Here is a 17,971-nt window from a genome sequence, read left to right on the forward strand (position 1 = left end):
ATGCGGATCAAGCTGCCGATGGCGGGGCCATGATCTCCCGTGTCGCGGCCGTCCTGCCGATCCGGCGCTCCGCGAACCGGATGGCGCCGTCGCTCAGCCGTTCGGCGACGACGCCAATGGCGATCCCGGCCAGGACGTCGCCGGCATAGTGGGTGCCGCGCGGAACCTGCACGATCGATACCGCCAGCGCCGCGCCGCGCGCGGCCGTCCGCCGGTCGGGATAGGCCCGGGCGAAGGCCTCGCCGACGGCCATGGCCCCCGCGCTATGGCCGGAGGGGAAGGAATTGTCCTCGTGCCGGTCGCTCCGCCCCGGCCGCATGTGCGGATCATCGCCGCTCTCGGGGCGGGTGCGGTCGATCGTCGCCTTGATCCGGCTCTTGACCCAGGTGGCGAGGCTGTGCGCCGCCAGCATCTTCAGCCCCGTCGCGGCAAGCCGCCGATCGCGCTGCACCATGCCGACCAGGGTCGTGGCGACGCAGACCGCGCGCATCTGGGGCTGGTCGCCGATCTCGCTCGCTACTCCGAGCACCCGGATCGGCCAGCTGTCGCTGCGGGTGTTGACCCTGTCCGTGATCCGGTGATCGGTCTGCTCGACGGCGGTGACCGTGCGTTTGGCGCTCATGGCGGATCAAACACCTGCATCATAGCTTTGGCTCCGCCGGAGCTAGCGATCGTCGCGCCCACTCCCCTGCGCTCCGCCGTTGCGCTATCGCCGGGCGATGGCGAGGAAGAAGCGCTACCTCACGGCGACCATGGCCGACGGTTATGTGAAGACGATCGGCCCCACCACCGCGCCCTTCACCCACTATTGGCGGATCGTCGCCCACCTCCACGACGGCCGGACCGAGGTCTTCTGGGGCCACGCCACGTCGGCGAGGGAGGCCGCTGGCAAGGCGGCGCTGACCGAGCAGGCGGCGCGGCGCCATGGATGGAAGCGCTTCGACTTCGAGTTCGTCCCGCTGGCTGAGCATTGACCCCGCGGACCCGCCACAAGGGCGGTCGCCATCGTCGTCACTTGGCCCTATGTACCCTTCACCGCTGCCGAACCGACCGTAGGCCGCAGCGGCTGAGAGACCATCGCGCTCCCGCTTACGACCGGGAGCAGCGCTATCGAGTACGAACCCGCGCATCCTTGCGCCCCATCGTCCCGGTACCGGCTCTCGGACGCGCCGTCCGATGATCGGCCCGGCCTCTCGTCCATCGCAACTCCGCGGCCGGCCCGGGACGCACTGCTGCGCGGCGCCGCCTTCGTCCGGACGCGCTATCCGGGTGATCAGGCCGGGCCGAGCGCGATGATGGTCTTCAACATCCTGCGCGAACTGGACGTCCTGTTCGGATTGGCGATCAGCGAAGCCGTCGCCGACCGGGGTCTGCCGCCAGTCGAATCCGGGTCGAATGTGGCCCGTCTCGAGTGGCTGCAACCGCACGTCCGGCTCGCACCGCAGGAGCGCTCGGCGTTGCGCAGGCTCGACGGCCGCCGGAAGTGGATGGAGCGGCACGCGTCCGATGCTTCGGCGGCGGCACGGCAGATCCACTTCGCCGCCGACCAGTTGGCGCCGGCTGCCCGGCTCTATTCCGGCCTCGCCGAAAGATTATGCGGTTAGCGCCGCCCAGCAACGGAAAGTTTTGCATCAGCTTTGCCTGCATCAACCAAGCTCGCTCGAAACGCGGCTATGCTCCTGAAACCGAGGGGACGGTGGACGAGGAACGTCCGCCCGATTTGTGCTGGCCTCGCTCCTCGGTGTCTTTATTGAGATCGCTGTCCGTCCTCACGGTCGAACAGCGGCGCGGCAGGTGCGGGAGTGGGTCTTGATGGTTTCGAATGACGCGCGCACGGGCATTGCGGGCCTCGACAATGTGCTTCGGGGCGGCTTCGACCGGTCGCGCTCCTTCCTGCTGGAGGGCAGTCCGGGCACGGGGAAGACGACGGTCGCGCTCCAGTTCCTGCTCGCGGGCGTCGCAGAGGGCGAACGCTGCCTCTACGTCACGCTGTCGGAAACCGAGGACGAGCTGCGCGCCTCCGCGGCCTCGCATGGCTGGGACCTTGCCGGCATCGACCTTTACGAGCTGATCCCGCCCGAAAACCTGCTTGACGAGCATCAGCAGCAGAGCCTCCTCTATTCGTCGGACCTGGAACTCGGCGAGACGACGAAGCGCATCTTCGAGGTCTTCGAGCGCGTTCGGCCCGATCGCGTGGTGCTCGACAGCCTCTCCGAGATCCGGCTGCTGGCGCAAAGCTCGCTCCGCTACCGGCGGCAGATCCTCGCCCTCAAACATTATTTCGCGAAGAGCAGCGCGACGGTGCTGATGCTCGACGACCTCACCACCGACACCAACGACAAGACCGTTCATTCGGTCGCCCATGGCGTGATCCGCATCGAGGAACTGACGCCCGAATATGGTGCCGAGCGCCGCCGCATCCGCGTCATCAAGTACCGCGGACGACGGTTTCGCGGCGGCTTCCATGATGCGACGATCCAGGAAGGCGGCTTCCGCGTTTTCCCGCGCCTGGTGTCGGCCGAGCACAGGGCTGATTTCGCCCGCGATCTCGTGATCACCGACAAGCCGGAATTCAACGCGCTGCTGGGCGGCGGCATAGAACGCGGGTCGAGCGTCCTGGTGCTTGGGCCGGCCGGTACCGGCAAGAGCTCCGTCAGCCTGACCTTTGTCCGGACGGCGATCGAACGGGGCGAGCGCGCCGCCATGTTCGTGTTCGACGAGGAAATAAGTCTGCTCGTCCAGCGTGCGCGCGGCATCGGCATCGATTTGCAGGTGATGATCGACGCCGGCGCGCTCCATTTGGAGCAGGTCGACGCGGCCGAGCTCTCGCCCGGCGAGTTCGCCGCGCGGGTGCGGGACTGTGTCGAGACGCGCGGCGCTCGGACTGTCGTCATCGACAGCCTCAACGGCTACCAGGCGGCGATGCCGGGCGAGCAGGCCCTGGTGCTCCACCTGCACGAGATCCTCCAATATCTGAATCGGCAGGGCGTCACGACCTTCCTGACCGTCGCCCAGCACGGGCTGGTCGGCGACATGCAGACGCCGGTCGACGTCACCTATCTGGCCGACACCGTCATCCTGCTCCGCTATTTCGAGGCGCTGGGCCAGGTCCGCCGGGCGATCTCGATCGTCAAGAAGCGAACCGGCCCGCACGAGAACACGATCCGCGAATATCGGATCGATCAGAAGGGCATCACGCTCGGCGCACCGTTGACGAAGTTCCAGGGCGTGTTGCGCGGCGTGCCGGTCATGCTCGGCGAGGATGGATTGCTGGAGGGCGACGGCGCGTGAAGCGGACGACCGTTTCCGAACGGGCACTGGTCCTCGCCCCGGTCGGGCGCGACGCGGCGATCGCGACCGGCATCCTGCGGGAAGCGGGACTCGAGAACGAGGCCTGCGACACGCTGCCGCTGCTCGTGACGCGGCTGGACCATGGCGCCGGCCTCGTCGTGATGACCGAGGAGGCGATCACCACGGCCGATCTTGCACCCTTCGCGCGCTGGATCGCCGAGCAGCCGGAATGGTCCGACCTCCCGATCATCCTGCTGACCAGCCGCGGCGGCGGACTCGAGCGCAATCCCGCGGCCGCGCGGCATCTCGAGATCCTCGGTAACGTCACCTTCCTCGAACGCCCCTTCCACCCGACGACGCTCGTCAGCCTCGTGCGCGCGGCGATCCGGGCGCGGCGGCGCCAATATGATGCGCGCGCACGCCTGCTGGCGCTCCAGGACAGCGAAACGCGCTACCGCACCCTGTTCGAGAATATCGAAGTCGGCTTCTGCATCATCGAGATGCTGTACGATGCCGAGGGGCGTCCGGTCGACTATCGCTTTCTCGAGGCGAACCCCGCCTTCGAGCGTCAGGCGGGCTTCGACCCAAGGGGGCGGCGCGTGCGCGAGGTCGTGCCCGAACACGAGCAATTCTGGTTCGACCTCTACGGCCGCGTCGCGGCGACCCGCGTGGCCGATCGCTGCGAGCAGGGTTCCGCCACGCTCGGCCGCTGGTGGGACGTTCATGCCTTCGCCGTCGGCGATCCCGGCCAGAACCGCGTCGCGGTGCTGTTCAGCGACATCACCGCGCGCCGGAACGCGGAATTGCGGCTGCAGGAAATGAACGAGACGCTGGCGACGCTGGTCGCCACCCGGTCCGCGGAGCGCGACCGATTGTGGAACCTGTCGCAGGACATGCTGGCGCGGGCGAGCTACTCCGGGATGATGTCGGCGGTCAGTCCGGCCTGGGAATGGGTGCTCGGCTGGAGCCCGGAAGAGCTGCTCTCGCGCGGCTATGCCAGTTTCATGCACCCGGACGATGCCGGACCGACGCTGGCCGCGATCCAGCGCATGTCGGAGACCGGGCAGCCCACCCGCTTCGAGAACCGCATCGCCATGCGCGACGGGGGATGGAAGTCGATCGAATGGACGGTCGCGCCCGAGGCGGACAATCTCAACTTCATCGCGATCGGCCGCGACCTCAGCCATATGAAGGCGCGCGAGATCGAACTCGAAGCCGCGCAGGAGGCCCTGCGCCAGAGCCAGAAGATGGAGGCCATGGGCAGCCTGACCGGCGGCGTCGCGCATGACTTCAACAACCTGCTCACCCCCATCATCGGCTCGCTCGACATGCTCCACCGCAAGGGGCTGGGCACGGATCGGGAGAGAAGGCTGATCGACGGCGCGCTCCAGTCGGCGGAGCGGGCCAAGACGCTGGTCCAGCGGCTGCTCGCCTTCGCGCGCCGGCAGCCGCTCCAGCCGACTGCGGTCGATCTGGCCGAGCTGGTCGGCGGCATGACCGGCCTGATCGGATCGACGCTGGGGCCCGCGATCGACGTTCGCGTCGCGCTGGATCCCGACCTGCCGCCGGCGCAGGCCGATCCCAACCAGCTCGAGATGGCACTGCTCAATCTGGCCGTGAACGCGCGCGACGCGATGGACGGCAGCGGCACCCTGACCATCGCCGCCTCGCAGGTCAGCACGCGGGAGGCGACCGCCACCCTTCCCCGCGGCCGTTTCGTGCGGCTCAGCGTGATCGACACCGGCAAAGGCATGGACGAGGCCACCCGCCAGCGCGCGATCGAGCCCTTCTTCTCGACCAAGGGGATCGGCAAGGGGACGGGTCTGGGCCTGTCGATGGTGCACGGCCTTGCCGCCCAGCTCGGCGGGGCGCTGACGATCGCCAGCGAGCTCGGCAAGGGCACGAGCATCGAATTGTGGCTGCCCGTCAGCACCGGAACGGTGGCGGCCGATCCCGAACTCGCCGAGCGCGAGACCACCCACAAGGGCAACGGGGTCGCATTGCTGGTCGACGACGAGGATCTCGTGCGGATGAGCACCGCGCACATGCTGGGCGATCTGGGCTACAAGGTCGTCGAGGCGCGCTCGGCCGAAGAGGCCTTGCAGATGCTCCGCGACGGCTTCGAACCCGATGTGGTCGTGACCGATCACCTGATGCCCGGCCTGACCGGCGCCGAGCTGGTCCACATCCTGCACGACGAACACCCCGCATTGAGGACGCTGATCGTCTCCGGCTATGCGGAAGCCGACGGCATCGACCCGGACATGCCGCGCCTCACCAAGCCCTTCCGTAGCGCCGACCTGGCGATGAGCCTGTCTGGCTGACAGCCCGGATGAGCCTCTCGCTGGCCGAGGCGCGACGCATCGCGCTTGCGGCGCAGGGCTTCGGCCGCCGCATGCCGGCGCTGGCCACGGAGGCGCAGGTGCGCGCGGCGGTCCGGCGCGTCGGGCTGCTCCAGATCGACAGCGTCAACGTCCTGGCCCGGGCGCACTATCTGCCGCTCTTCTCCCGCCTCGGCGACTATGACCGGTCGATCCTGGAGCGCGCCGCCTGGGGTGTGCGGCCGCAGCGGCGCTATTTCGAATATTGGGCGCACGAGGCCTCGCTGCTGCCGCTCGCGGACCATCCGCTGCTGCGGTGGCGGATGGACCGGGCCGCGCGAGGCGAGATCGGCTATCACGCGCTCCGCCGCTACGCGACCGAGCACCGGCGCGAGGCGGAGGCGGTTCTCGCCCGGATCGCCGCCGACGGTCCGCTGACCGCCGCCGACTTCGAGAACGGCGCGAGCCGCAGCGGCTGGTGGGAGTGGAGCGCCGTCAAGCACGCGCTTGAATGGCTGTTCTGGTCGGGCCGGATCACCACGGCGACGCGGCGCGGCAGCTTCGCACGCGTCTACGACCTGCCCGAGCGGGTCCTGCCGCCCGCCATCCTCGCCATGCCCACGCCCGCAGCCGCCGGCGCGCAGCGGGCGCTGGTCGAGCGGAGCGCGCGGGCCCTGGGTATCGCGACCGCCGCAGACCTGCGCGACTATTACCGGTTGAAGCCCGAGGAGGCGGACCATGCCATCGCCACGTTGGCCGAAGATGGAACCCTCGCGCCGGTGCGCGTCGAAGGCTGGAGACAACAGGCCTGGCTGCACTGCGAGGCGCCCCCGCCTCGCCGGGTCGGCGGGGCGGCCTTGCTGGCGCCGTTCGACCCGCTGATCTGGGAGCGCGGGCGCACCGAGCGGCTGTTCGGCTTCCGCTACCGCATCGAGATCTATGTGCCGCAGCCGCTGCGGACCCATGGCTATTACGTGCTGCCCTTCCTGCTGGACGAGGCGCTGGTCGCGCGGGTCGACCTGAAGGCGGACCGGCAGGCCGGCAGGCTCCTCGCCCACCGGATCGCGATCGAGCCGGGCGCACCACAGGATACGCTGCCCCGCCTGCGGATCGAGCTGGACCGCATGGCCCGATGGCTCGGCCTTTCGGATGTCCACATCGGCGGGATCGTCGATCCCGAATGATCCGGCGCGCGGCGGCCGCCGTGCAACGTCCTGCCCGACGTGCGTCGGGCTACCATGCCACCACCGCGCGCGCGGCGCGTTCGGCAGCCATGCCCAGCGGAAAGAACAGCGCCGTCACCGAAGATTACGCCCGCGGCCGACGCGACGGGCTCAGGCTGGCGCTCGCCGTGCTGGCCGCGGAGGAGGCGAAATGGGCCGCGCTCCTCGGCGAGAGCCGCTCGTGGCGCACCAATGCGACGCGCGAGGTGCGCCACAAGGCGTTGCAGGTCGCGCAGACCCGGGTCCGCACCGTCCTGAACCGGATGTCGCCGAAGGCGGAAAGCCCGGCACTCGACGCAGAACTGGAAGATGCGCTCGAGGCGATCGGCCTGTAGAGCATCGAGACCCCTCTTATCGCCTGCCCCGGGGCCCAGTCGAAAGGCTCGGGACCCACCTCTGCCTTGACGTCGCCCAGCGCGAACGGGTCAGTCCAGTTTCGAACCCATGCCCCGCTCGCGGCCCCAGATCACCGCCCCGCTGCGGCGGTTGGTGCCGGTCTTGGCATAGATGCTGGCGACGTGATTGCGCACGGTATTGCGCGAGATCGTCAGGCGCGCGGCGATCGCCGCGTCGTCCAGATCGTCGCAGATCAGCTCCAGTATCTCGCGCTCGCGCGGACTGAGCTCGACGGGCGCCGCATGCGGGGCGGGGCTGCGAAGCGTCGCCAGCCGGTCGAGGATCGAGCGACTGAGCCAGCTCGCATCCTTCAACGCCTCCTCGATCGCGCTGCCCAGCTCCGCATCGCCGCGGCGCCGTTCGGTGACATCCTGGAACACCCACAGCCCGCAGGCGTCGCCCTGCACGCGGATCGTCTCGGCGGAGACGAGGCAATCGACCACGGCGCCCGAACGCGACACGATCCGCGCGTCGCGATTGCGCAGCCCTCCTTCCCGCGCCAGGTCCGCCGCCCATTGGCGATGGAGCTCCGGTGCATCCCACAGGCCGATCGCGCTTGCCTCGCGGTCGATCAGCGAGCCGGCATCATAGTCGGTCAGCGCGCAGAAGGCGGCGTTGACGCTGGTCATGCGCTGATCGGCCATGCGCGTGATGGCCATCGCGACCGGCGCCATGTCGAAGACCGCGCGCAGATGTACCTCGCTGGCGGCGAGCGACCGCTCGGCATCCTGGCGCGGCTGAAGATCCGCGAAGGTGAGCAGCAAGGCGTCCTCGCCGGTCACGTCGATCGGCTGTCCGGCGAACAGCACCCGCCGCCGCGAGCCATCGGCGACCAGCAGGTCGGCCTCGGTCTGGGGCACGACCGCGCCGTCCTCCATCTGCCGCTGCATCGCCGATCGATCGGCCAGGCCGCCCAGCAGATCGAGGCCGAACAGCGATCGGCCCAGCAGGTCGTCCGGCCGGAAACCGGTCAGCGCAACGAAGCCCGGATTGGCCGCGACGAGCCGCAGGTCGCGCTGGCGGACGATGATCGCGGGGGCGGGGTTGGCGCGGAACATCGCCTCGAACCGCACCTCGGCATCGACGCGCGCCGACACGTCGCTGAGCACGATCGCCAGATAGTCCGCGTCCCCGCCATCGACGTCCATGACGACGTCGCGCACCTGATGCACCCAGCGCGCCTCGTCCTCGCCGGCCGGCGCGACCTCCACGATCATGTCGGGTATGTCTTCCCCGGCCAGCAGCCGGAAGATCGGATAGTCCCGCCGCCGCAAGGCCTTGTGCCCCGCGGTCCACAAGGTGAAGCGCGCGGCATAGTCCTCCGCCGTCGCGCCCAGCGCCTCGATCCGGTCGACGCCGTGCATGGCGAGCGCGGCCGCATTGGCGCTGAGGATGACGCCGGTCGGGTCGAGCAGGATCACGCCGTCGAGCAGTTGCGCCATCAGCTGTTCGAGATGCCGCAGATTGGGGCGCGTCTCGGCGGCGGGGGAGGTCTGCGGCATCGGTCCTCAACCCGGCACCCCGCCAAGCCGTTCCGCAGGCCGCTACCATGCGGCCTAGTGCAATCATACTAGGGCGCGGGCCATCGTCGGGGCGCGGATTTGAACGCGGAGCCCCGCCCTCTCGTTTCAGCAGCCTCATCCACCAGACGGAAGGACCAGCCATGGGCCTCATCATTCTTCTCATCGTCGGCGGCCTGATCGGCTGGGTCGCCAGCATGATCATGCGCACCGACGGTCAGCAGGGCATCCTGCTCAACATCGTCGTCGGCATCGTCGGCGCGGTGCTCGCCGGCTTCCTTGTCACGCCCCTGATCGGCGGCGCGCCGATCACCAGCGGCGTGATCAGCATCCAGTCGGTGCTGGTGTCGCTGCTGGGGGCGATCGTGCTGCTCGCGATCATCAACCTCTTTCGCCGCGGCACGGTCCGCTGAGCACGGGAGTGACGGACATGACCCAGCAAACGGCTTCGGCCATCTTCGATACGCAGGCGGAGGCGGAACGCGCCGTCGCCGACCTGCGCGACGCCGGCGTGCCGCATCACGCCCTGTCGGTCGTTACCCAGCGCGGCGGCACGACGACGACGGCCGACGCGGCCGGTGAGGTCACCGACGAGGAGCATGGCAGCGTCGCCCGCGGCATCCTCGGCGGCGGCGCGCTCGGCGCCGGTCTCGGCGTCGCGGCGCTGGCGATACCCGGCGTGGGTCCGCTCGTCGCGGCGGGCGCCATCGCGGCCTCCGCAGTGCCGGGCGCCATGGCGATCGGCGCCGCTGCCGGCGCCGCGGCGGGGACATTGAACGAGACGCTGGGCAGGCACGGCATCGATCGCGACGACGCCGACTACTATGGCGATCGTCTGGGCCGGGGCGGCGTGCTGGTCACGGTCGATACGGGCGAGGGCGCGGTCTCGCCCGACGTCGCATCCGACATCCTCTACCGCAACGGCGGTCACAACGCGCGACGGTCCCGCCTGTCGACGTTCTGATCGCAAGGATTCCGGGCGCGCCGGGGTCGCAGGCTGCGACCCCGGCGTGTGCCGCGGGCGAAATCTGTCGCCGGACCGCGACGGATCGGGCTAGACGGCCCGCATGGACCCCGAAATACCCAATAGGGACACGGCCGCATGACCGACGCTCCGGCGCCATGGAGCGGCGACGCCGTCCGGACCTGGCTGCAACGCCGTGCCGCCGCTGCCCGGCAGGACCAGGCGGTTGCCGATCGGCGCGGCCATGGAGCGGAAGGCGACTATGACGCCGCCGCCGCCGAGGAGTGGGTCTGCCGGACCTTGCAGGCCGGTCCCCATGCCGATGACCGCACGGCCTTCGCCGCACACATCAAGGCTTTCCTCGCCAGGGACGAGTTCTGGATCGCCGGCATCCACGACGAGCGCCGCTTCGATCGCGGCGTCCGCACCCATCTTCGAAAGCTCGCCAGGATGACGAAGACGGGCGAGGGCTTCGCGAACACCCTGCGCTATCAGGACTGAGCCGCGCCGGCCCTCCCGACCTCGCTCACCCCGTGATCCGCAGCCGGGTGAACAGCATGAAGCTCGTCGGGTCGGCGCCGTAGCGCGGCTGGATGTCCCGCGGCAGGTCGTACCGGCTCACCAGACCGCCCAGGTCGAACGCCACCTTCCCCAGGGGGATCGAATGGTACCCGCCGAGGCTCAGCTTGCCGACGGTGAAGACGCGCCCCGCCAGCGGATCCCCGTCATGCGCGTCGCCGAACAGCTCGTCCTTGTCGACCCGCTCCGCCCGGCCGAAAACCGTCCAGCGGCCGAGCTGCACGGCGCTGTCGAGCAGAAAGGCGTCGGTGACATGGCCGTGTTCGCCGCCCGACGGATCGTTGCGCCCCCAAGCGAAGGTCGACTGCCAGTTGCGGTTCGCGCCGAGCGGCAGGTTCCAGGTCACCGATGCCGAGGTGCGGCGCACATTCTCCTCGGGGTGCAGCCCTTCGGGGCTGTGGAGGTATCCATGGCTTACCTGCGCCGAAAGATTGGCGGTCGGGTTGACGGTCGCCCGCAGCGACCAGCTGTCCATCCGCGGCCGCTCGATGTTCCAGCGATACTGGTCGGGCTCGCGCCCGGTGAAGAGCGAACCCTCCAGCTTCAGCCCGCGATAGACGATGCCGGCCGTCGCGACACCGAAGGTGACATGGGTGCTGTCGAGCCAGTGATGCGAGATCGGCGCCTCGGGGTTCGTCATGCCCGAGAAGCGGTGCATATAGGTGGCGGGTCCCAGCGCGGGCTCGCCGGGCAGGCCCAGATAGACGAAGCCGGACAGGTCCTTCGCGAGCGGGCGGCTGTAGGTCGCGGACAGCTCCATGAACGCATCATGGGGATGCTGCCGGTCGACGAGTTCGGTGCGCCCGTCCGCCGTCTCGCCGGTGGCGAGCAGCAGCGGGTAGCCGGCCTTCCCCATCAGCGGGTCGAGGCTGCCCATCGCCTTCAGCGTCAGCGTGCCCCCGGCGAGCGGCCGCTGCCCCATCCCCATCAGCATCGAGGTCGAGAAGGTCTTGGTATCGCCGCGCGGACCACCCTGATCATCGTGGATCAGCGTGACGAAGCCGTGCACCATGGTCGACCAGTCGCCCGACCGCCCCATGATCGCCCACATCGGCGACGTATCGGGTTGCCACGCGGTGCCGGACGCGTCGCGCATCATGCTATAGTCGCCGAGCGCACCCTTCATGCCGTGCATGTCCATGCCCTGATGGCCCGCGCCGCGATGATCCATCGCCGCATGACCCATGGCGGCGTGATCCATGGCGGCGTGGTCCATGCCCGGCATTGCGTCGTGGTCCATGCCCGGCATCGTGTCGGCATGGGGCGGAGAGTTTGGCGGGCTGGCAGCGGTTGTTCCGTGCGCCTCCTCGGCGGGGTTCGAGGCGGCGGGCGGCGGCGCATGGCCCGCGTGCTGCGCCATGTCCATCGCGGGCATGGACTGGGCATGGGCCGCTGCCGGCGCGCTGAGCGCCGTCGCGGCCAGGAAGGTCCTGATCAACATCGTCTTTCCGATCATCCGGGTCCGGCCGCGCCCATACGCGCCGATGCGCGCACGGCGATGGCCGAACGGTACAAGAGGCGGAGCGGCCGGCGCCTCGCCATCATTCGGTTCGAAGCGTCAGGCGATCCGCGGAGGCGGCGGGGCCGGTCCCTTGTCGCGGCCGGCCAGACTGTTGGCCGAACCGGCAGCGATCTCCATTGGGGTGAAGACGAATGCCCCAGCCGGAGCTGTGATGTCGACGGGGAGCGCTGCACAGAGCGCGCATTCGATCGACACCGCTCGCAGCGGCTTGTGCTCCCCGGCCGGCATGTCGGTGCAGGCAATATGCCCGATCGTGGGCACCGGCGTGGCGGCCATGGCCTCGCACGCACTGCCCAGCCGCAGGACGAGCCCGAGCGCGAGCAACAGCAGCAGAAAACGCCGGACATTCGCAACGGACAGGGCCAGGGGGCGCGCCATGCCCTTCCTGTAGAGGGCGCAGCGCCGATCGCCAACTCTTCCCGTGCTATTCTCCGCGCCGAGCTGACAGGATCGATCGCTCGCCCATCGCCGCAAAACGTCATACAGACCCGTCACATAGCAGAGAGTATCGGTGGGAGGGCGACAAATGGGCAGCTTCGATGGGGTGCGGTGGGCCGCTGTCCTGCTCGGCGCGGCTCTGGCGGGACAAGGCGTCGCGCAGGAACCGGCGCGACCGCCGCTTGCCAGCGTCTCGCATATCGCCGTCTATGCGACCGACCCCGCCAAGGCCGAGCGCTTCTACGTGCACGATCTCGGCGCGGTGAAGCTGCCCGATCCCGAGGACCCGCGCGGGATGCGCTTCCATTTCGCTCCGGCCCAGTTCGTCGAGGTGCTGCCGCTGCCCGCAGGCGAGACGTCGATCAACCGGCTGGCCCATGTCGCGCTCAATACCACCGATGCCGAGGCGATGCGCCGCTATCTGGCGGCCAGCGGAGTCCGCGTACCCGAGCGACTGAACAGGGGCGCGGACGGCAGCCGCTGGTTCTCGGTAGTCGATCCGGAAGGCACGCCGGTGCAGTTCGTCCAGCCGCCGGCGACGCTGCCGGCGATCCCGGTCAATCCCCTGTCCAGCCACATCATGCATGTCGGCTTCATCGTCCACGACCCCGCGCGCGAGGACCGCTTCTACAAGGATGTGCTGGGCTTCCGCGCCTATTGGGAGGGCGGGATGCGCGACGACGAGCGGACCTGGGTCTCGCTCCAGCTGCCCGATGGCCGCGACTGGATCGAATATATGGTCGTCGGCACGCCCGATGGCAGGGGCATTCCGTCCGGTATGACGGCCGCCAATCTCGGCGTGCTCAACCACTTCGCGCTGGGCATGGCGGACGCCCGCTCGGCCTATACGCTGCTGTGGAACGGCAATCGCCTGAGGGGACAAAGCGAGACCCCCAAGATCGGCCGCGACGCCAAGTGGCAGCTCAACCTGTACGACCCGGACGGCACGCGGGCGGAGCTGATGGAGTTCCACGCCATTGGCACACCCTGCTGCTCCCCGTTCCGCGCGCCCGACCCGGAGCGGTGAGGCCGCCCACCGCCTGACTTGATCCGGGCCCGTGCCGCACCGACCTATCGCCGCGAAGGAGACGGCATCATGGTTCAGGCACGATGGAACGGCGCGGTGATCGCGAGCAGCGACGACACTGTGGTGGTCGAAGGCAACCACTATTTTCCGACCTCGGCCGTCGACGCCAGCCTTCTCCGCCCGAGCGCGACCACGACCATTTGCCCGTGGAAGGGAACGGCTCATTACCACAGCCTGCAAGTCGACGGGGCCACGAACCCGGATGCGGCCTGGTATTATCCCGACCCGAAGCCGGAGGCGGAGAATATCCGCGACCGCATCGCCTTCTGGAAGGGCGTCACCGTCGGCTAGGCTGCGACCCGGCCGGCGCCGGGGCGAAAGTTCGGGACAGGCGATCGTGGTGGGGCTCTGCGCGCTTTAGGTCAGGATTGCTGCACCATAGCTTTGATGATACTGGCTTTGCCCGATAGAGGGTCATGGCAGGGGCGGTGACGCGGGCGGCCGTCCGGGTCGTCTTCGCCGAGGCAGGAACGGGTTAGAGCAGGGCTATGAGCAGGACGGACGACACGGCAGGTCTGGACGAAGCCGTGCCGGTAGTGGAGCCCGCCCCGGTCGTCGCCGGGAGCGACCCGACGCCGCCGCGGCGCCAGCGGCTGCGCAAGCCCCTGCTGCTCGCCGCCCCCGTCGTCGCCCTCGTCCTCGGACTCTTCTTCTATCTCAGCGGCGGCCGGTACCAGGAGACCGACAACGGCTACATTCAGGCCGGCCTGGTCCCGGTCAGCGCGAGCGTCAGCGGGCCGGTGGTCGCGATCGCGGTGGTCAACAACCAGCACGTCAAGGCGGGCGACATCCTGTTCCGCATCGATCCGGCCCCCTATCAGGCCGCGGTCGCCGAGGCCGAGGCGGAGCTGGCGAGCGCCCGCACGCAAGTGTCGTCGCTGCGCGCCAATTATCGGGAGGGCGAGGCGGGGTTGCAGGCGGCGCAGGCGCGGCTCGCCTATGCCACGCGCGAGGCGGCACGGCAGAAGGCGCTGCTGGCCGAGGGCATCTCGTCGCAGAACCAGTATGAGCAGGCGCTGCTCGCCGCCCAGACTGCGCGCCAGCAGATCCAGACCTCGGTGCAGCAGAATGCCGGGGTCGCCGCGACGCTGACCGGCAGCGTCGATGCGCCGACCGAGCGCCAGCCGGCGGTGCAGCGGGCGCAGGCGGCGCTGCAACGGGCGCGGCTCAATCTCGGCTATACGGTGGTACGCGCGGCACAGGACGGGATCGTCACCAAGGTCGATCAATTGCAGCCCGGCAGCTACGTCACCGCCGCCAAGCCGGTCTTCACCCTTGCCGGGACCCGTCTGTGGGTCGAGGGCAATTTCAAGGAAGACCAGCTCGACCATATGCGTGTCGGGCAGCGCGCGACCTTCCATGTCGACGCCTTTCCCGACCTCGTGCTGACCGGCCGGCTGACCAGTTTCAGCCCCGGCACCGGCAACAGCTTCTCGCTGCTGCCGCCGGAAAATGCGACCGGCAATTGGGTCAAGGTCGTCCAGCGCCTGCCCGTCGAGTTCAGCATCGATCGGCTGCCCGCCGACGTGCCGCTGCACGCAGGGCTCAGCGTCGAGGTGAAGGTCGACACGGGCCATCGCCGCCATCTGTTCGGCGGTGACGCTCCCGCGCGATGACCGGCTCCTATCCCGATCCGGTCTCGCGGCGCTTCATCACGGCCGCGGTGATGGCGGCGACGGTGATGAATTCACTCGACAGCACGATCGCCAACGTCGCGCTCCCCCATATCCAAGGCAGCGTCTCGGCCTCGGGCGAGGAGATCACCTGGGTACTCACCTCGTACATCGTCGCTGCGGCGATTATGACTCCGCTGACCGGCTGGCTGGCCGGGCGGTTCGGGCGCAAGCGGCTGATGCTGTGGTCGATCGTCGGCTTCACCGTCGTTTCGGGCCTGTGCGGCGTCGCCAACAGCCTGGGCGAGCTGGTCGGCTTCCGCCTGCTCCAGGGCGTGTTCGGCGCGGCGCTGGTGCCGATGAGCCAGGCGATCCTGCTCGACATCAACCCGCCCGAACGCCACGGCCCGGCGATGGCCGTATGGGGGATGGGCGCGATCCTCGGTCCGATCATCGGCCCGGCGCTCGGCGGCTGGCTGACCGACAATCTGTCGTGGCGCTGGGTCTTCTACATCAACCTGCCGATCGGCGCGCTCGCCTTCGCCGGCCTGTCGGGCTTCCTCGCCGAGACCAAGGACGCTGGTCGGCCGCGACTCGACCTGTTCGGCTTCGCCATGCTCGCGCTCGCGCTCGGCTCGATCCAGCTGATGCTCGATCGCGGCCAGACCAAGGACTGGTTCAGCTCGACCGAGATCTGCCTGGAGGCGGCGCTGGGCCTGTTCTTCGGCTATCTGTTCGTCGTCCATACGCTCACCGCGCGTCGCCCGTTCATCGACATCGGCATGTTCAGGGACCGTAACTTCCTGACCGGATCGATCTTCGGCTTCTTCCTCGGCACCGTGCTGTTCGGCGTGCTCGCGCTGCTGCCGACGATGCTGGAGACGCTGATGGGCTATCCGGTGGTGCTGACCGGGCTGGTCACAGCGCCGCGCGGCATCGGCACGCTGATCTCGATGATAATCGTCGGCCGGCTGATCAAGACGGTCGATGCGCGCGTGCTGATTTTCGCCGGCTTCGCCATCGCCGCCTATTCGCTCCACATCATGTCGGGATTCACGCTTGGCATGGACGAGCGGCTGGTGATCGTGTCGGGCTTCATTCAGGGGATCGGCACCGGCCTCGTCTTCGTGCCGCTGACCACCATCGCCTTCGCCACGCTCGATCCGCGCTATCGCAACGAGGGCGCGGCGATGTTCACCCTCACCCGCAACATCGGCTCGGCGGTCGGCATCTCGGTGTTGCAGGCGCTGACCATCCGCAACGGCGCGACCGTCCATGCCAGGCTGGTCGAGGGGATCCGGCCGGACAATCCGGTGCTGCCCTCCGCCTTCGACTTCGACGCGCCGGCAACGGTCGCCGCGCTCAATGCGCAGATCACCCGCCAGGCGGCGATGGTCTCCTATATCGACGCCTTCTGGCTGCTGTTTCTCCTGACCCTCGCGGTGATCCCGCTGCTGCTGCTGATGCGCCGGCCGCGCGCCGGGGGCGGCGACGGCCCGACCATCCATATGGACTGAACGCCGATGCGACGCCCTCCGCCCCTGTTCCTGGCCGCCGCGCTCGCCGCCCCGATCGCCGGCTGCACCGTCGGCCCGGACTTCGCCCGGCCGCAGCCGCCCGGCGCCCTCGCCTATCAGCCGCCGGGCGAGACGGTCTCCCCCCGGGCTCAGCTCGGCCGCGGGCCCGCGCAGCGCTGGTGGACCGCCTTCGGCTCGCCCGAGCTCGACGCGCTGGTCGACCGGGCCCTCGCTCATAATGCGACGCTGGAGGCCAGCAATGCGACGCTGTCCGCCTCGCTCAACGAACTGCGCGCGGTGCGCGGGCGCCGGGCGCCGCAGATTGACGCCAATGCGCGGATCGACCAGCAGCAGGTCAACCTCGCAGCCTTCGGCTTTTCGGGCAGCAACCCGCTGGCGCCCGGCGGCAATCCCGAATTCCACCTCTATTCGGTCGGTGGCGGGGTCAGCTATGACCTCGACCTGTTCGGCGGGCTGCGCCGCCAGGCCGAACAGAGCGCCGCGCTGGCGGAGTCGCAGCAGCGCCAGACCGAGGCGGCGCACCTCACCATCGCCGGCCAGGTCGTCGGTCAGGTGCTGACGATCGCCGCGCTGCGGGCGCAGATCGCCACCGCCAATGCGCTGCTGGCCGACGATCAGCGCAACGTCGTGCTGACGCAGAAGCGCCGCGCCGGCGGCGAGGGCACGCTCGTCGAGGTGCTTAACGCGCAAAGCCAATATGCCGCCGATCGCGGCGACCTGCCCCAGCTCGACCAGCAGCTCGCCGAGGCGCGGCACCTGCTCGCGACGCTCCTCGGCATGGACCCCGCCGCACTGCCGCCGACCGAGATCGACCTCGCCCGGCTGACCCTGCCCGCCGCGATCCCGGTGGCGCTGCCCTCCGAACTGGTCCATCGCCGACCCGACATCCTCCAGGCGGAGGCGGAGCTGCATGCCGCCGCCGCCGCGGTGGGCGTCGCCACCGCGCGCCTCTATCCCGACATCACGCTCGGCGCGACGCTGACGCAGGGCGCGCCCGCGGTCGACGGGCTGATCCGCAACGCCTTTCGCGGCTACGACCTGTTCGCCGGGCTGACCGCCCCGATCTTCCACGGCGGCACGCTCAAGGCGCAGCGCGCCGCCGCGATCGACCGCGCAAGAGCGAGCGAGGCGCGCTACCGCCAGACCGTCCTGTCCGCTTTCGGTCAGGTCACCGATCTCCTCTCCGCGATCGGCAGCGACGACCGGTCGATCGGCAACCAGCAGGAGTCGGTGGCGGTCGCGCAGCGCTCGCGCCAGCTGTCGCGGCGCAGCTTCGAGGTCGGCAATTCGGGCATCCTCCAGGTGCTGGAGGCCGAGCGCCTCTACCAGCGGGCCAGCAACGGCCTCGTCCTCGCCCGCACCCGTCAGTTCCTCAACGTCGCCCGCCTCTATGTCGCCACGGCCGGCGGGTGGATCGAGACACCGGGCGATGCTTCGCCTAAGCTGCCCGTCCCGGGAAGCGGTTCCGCCACGAAGTAA

Annotated in this window: 18 protein-coding genes; 14 read left to right on the forward strand and 4 right to left on the reverse strand. The window is 69.4% G+C overall.

The features are described from left to right. Nucleotides 1-7: 7 nt before the first annotated feature. Nucleotides 8-622 carry a phosphatase PAP2 family protein gene (locus IEX18_RS16130; protein ID WP_188660192.1) on the reverse strand — a complete coding sequence of 205 codons (615 nt, stop codon included), beginning with the start codon at nt 620-622 and terminating at the stop codon, nt 8-10. 97 nt (nt 623-719) lie between these two features. On the opposite strand from IEX18_RS16130, the gene IEX18_RS16135 reads away from it, so the two are divergent. The 6 genes from IEX18_RS16135 (at nt 720) to IEX18_RS16160 (ending at nt 7,170) form a co-directional block, all read left to right on the forward strand. Beyond that, a complete protein-coding gene (locus IEX18_RS16135; protein ID WP_188660194.1) occupies nt 720-974 on the forward strand; it encodes a hypothetical protein in 255 nt (84 codons plus the stop codon). Between the two features lie 318 nt (nt 975-1,292). Next, a complete protein-coding gene (locus IEX18_RS16140; RefSeq protein ID WP_188660196.1) occupies nt 1,293-1,604 on the forward strand; it encodes a hypothetical protein in 312 nt (103 codons plus the stop codon). Between the two features lie 208 nt (nt 1,605-1,812). After that, nucleotides 1,813-3,291, forward strand: a complete 1,479-nt coding sequence (locus IEX18_RS16145; protein ID WP_188660200.1) for an ATPase domain-containing protein — start codon at nt 1,813-1,815, stop codon at nt 3,289-3,291. Continuing rightward, nucleotides 3,288-5,615 (forward strand): ATP-binding protein, encoded by a 2,328-nt coding sequence (locus IEX18_RS16150; RefSeq protein WP_229664652.1) that lies wholly within the window; start codon nt 3,288-3,290, stop codon nt 5,613-5,615. The genes IEX18_RS16145 and IEX18_RS16150 overlap by 4 nt, the downstream gene beginning before the upstream one ends. Nucleotides 5,616-5,623: 8 nt before the next feature. Next, on the forward strand, nt 5,624-6,796 hold the full coding sequence (locus tag IEX18_RS16155; RefSeq protein WP_188660201.1) for a winged helix-turn-helix domain-containing protein: 1,173 nt from the start codon (nt 5,624-5,626) through the stop codon (nt 6,794-6,796). After that, nucleotides 6,793-7,170 (forward strand): hypothetical protein, encoded by a 378-nt coding sequence (locus IEX18_RS16160; protein ID WP_229664653.1) that lies wholly within the window; start codon nt 6,793-6,795, stop codon nt 7,168-7,170. Before IEX18_RS16155 ends, IEX18_RS16160 begins: the two co-directional genes overlap by 4 nt. A gap of 90 nt (nt 7,171-7,260) precedes the next feature. On the opposite strand, the gene IEX18_RS16165 is transcribed toward IEX18_RS16160, so the two are convergent. Then, nucleotides 7,261-8,733, reverse strand: a complete 1,473-nt coding sequence (locus tag IEX18_RS16165; RefSeq protein WP_188660204.1) for a PAS domain S-box protein — start codon at nt 8,731-8,733, stop codon at nt 7,261-7,263. A gap of 161 nt (nt 8,734-8,894) precedes the next feature. On the opposite strand from IEX18_RS16165, the gene IEX18_RS16170 reads away from it, so the two are divergent. The 3 genes from IEX18_RS16170 to IEX18_RS16180 all read left to right on the forward strand — a co-directional run bounded on the left by IEX18_RS16170 (nt 8,895) and on the right by IEX18_RS16180 (nt 10,216). Then, complete coding sequence (locus IEX18_RS16170) at nt 8,895-9,164, forward strand: GlsB/YeaQ/YmgE family stress response membrane protein (protein WP_188660207.1); 270 nt, start codon at nt 8,895-8,897, stop codon at nt 9,162-9,164. Nucleotides 9,165-9,181: 17 nt separating this feature from the next. Beyond that, nucleotides 9,182-9,715 carry a hypothetical protein gene (locus tag IEX18_RS16175; RefSeq protein ID WP_188660210.1) on the forward strand — a complete coding sequence of 178 codons (534 nt, stop codon included), beginning with the start codon at nt 9,182-9,184 and terminating at the stop codon, nt 9,713-9,715. A gap of 138 nt (nt 9,716-9,853) precedes the next feature. After that, nucleotides 9,854-10,216, forward strand: coding sequence for a hypothetical protein (locus IEX18_RS16180; protein ID WP_188660213.1), 363 nt, complete (start codon nt 9,854-9,856; stop codon nt 10,214-10,216). A 25-nt stretch (nt 10,217-10,241) separates the two neighbouring features. On the opposite strand, the gene IEX18_RS16185 is transcribed toward IEX18_RS16180, so the two are convergent. Both IEX18_RS16185 and IEX18_RS16190 read right to left on the reverse strand, forming a co-directional pair. Beyond that, nucleotides 10,242-11,735 carry a hypothetical protein gene (locus IEX18_RS16185; protein WP_188660216.1) on the reverse strand — a complete coding sequence of 498 codons (1,494 nt, stop codon included), beginning with the start codon at nt 11,733-11,735 and terminating at the stop codon, nt 10,242-10,244. 117 nt (nt 11,736-11,852) lie between these two features. Further along, nucleotides 11,853-12,194: a hypothetical protein gene (locus IEX18_RS16190; RefSeq protein ID WP_188660220.1), complete on the reverse strand. Its 342-nt coding sequence runs from the start codon at nt 12,192-12,194 to the stop codon at nt 11,853-11,855. 148 nt (nt 12,195-12,342) lie between these two features. Between IEX18_RS16190 and IEX18_RS16195 the strand changes: the two genes are divergently transcribed. The 5 genes from IEX18_RS16195 (at nt 12,343) to IEX18_RS16215 (ending at nt 17,971) form a co-directional block, all read left to right on the forward strand. Then, nucleotides 12,343-13,281: a VOC family protein gene (locus IEX18_RS16195; RefSeq protein ID WP_188660223.1), complete on the forward strand. Its 939-nt coding sequence runs from the start codon at nt 12,343-12,345 to the stop codon at nt 13,279-13,281. 69 nt (nt 13,282-13,350) lie between these two features. Continuing rightward, nucleotides 13,351-13,632: a DUF427 domain-containing protein gene (locus IEX18_RS16200; RefSeq protein WP_188660226.1), complete on the forward strand. Its 282-nt coding sequence runs from the start codon at nt 13,351-13,353 to the stop codon at nt 13,630-13,632. Between the two features lie 197 nt (nt 13,633-13,829). Beyond that, nucleotides 13,830-14,957, forward strand: a complete 1,128-nt coding sequence (locus IEX18_RS16205) for an HlyD family secretion protein (RefSeq protein WP_188660229.1) — start codon at nt 13,830-13,832, stop codon at nt 14,955-14,957. Further along, nucleotides 14,954-16,471 carry a DHA2 family efflux MFS transporter permease subunit gene (locus tag IEX18_RS16210; protein ID WP_188660233.1) on the forward strand — a complete coding sequence of 506 codons (1,518 nt, stop codon included), beginning with the start codon at nt 14,954-14,956 and terminating at the stop codon, nt 16,469-16,471. Before IEX18_RS16205 ends, IEX18_RS16210 begins: the two co-directional genes overlap by 4 nt. 6 nt (nt 16,472-16,477) lie before the next feature. Next, entirely contained in the window at nt 16,478-17,971 is a 1,494-nt protein-coding gene (locus IEX18_RS16215; protein WP_188660236.1) for an efflux transporter outer membrane subunit, read from the forward strand.

Origin of the sequence: Sphingomonas metalli, from assembly GCF_014641735.1 — a bacterium.
Classification (GTDB): domain Bacteria; phylum Pseudomonadota; class Alphaproteobacteria; order Sphingomonadales; family Sphingomonadaceae; genus Sphingomonas; species Sphingomonas metalli.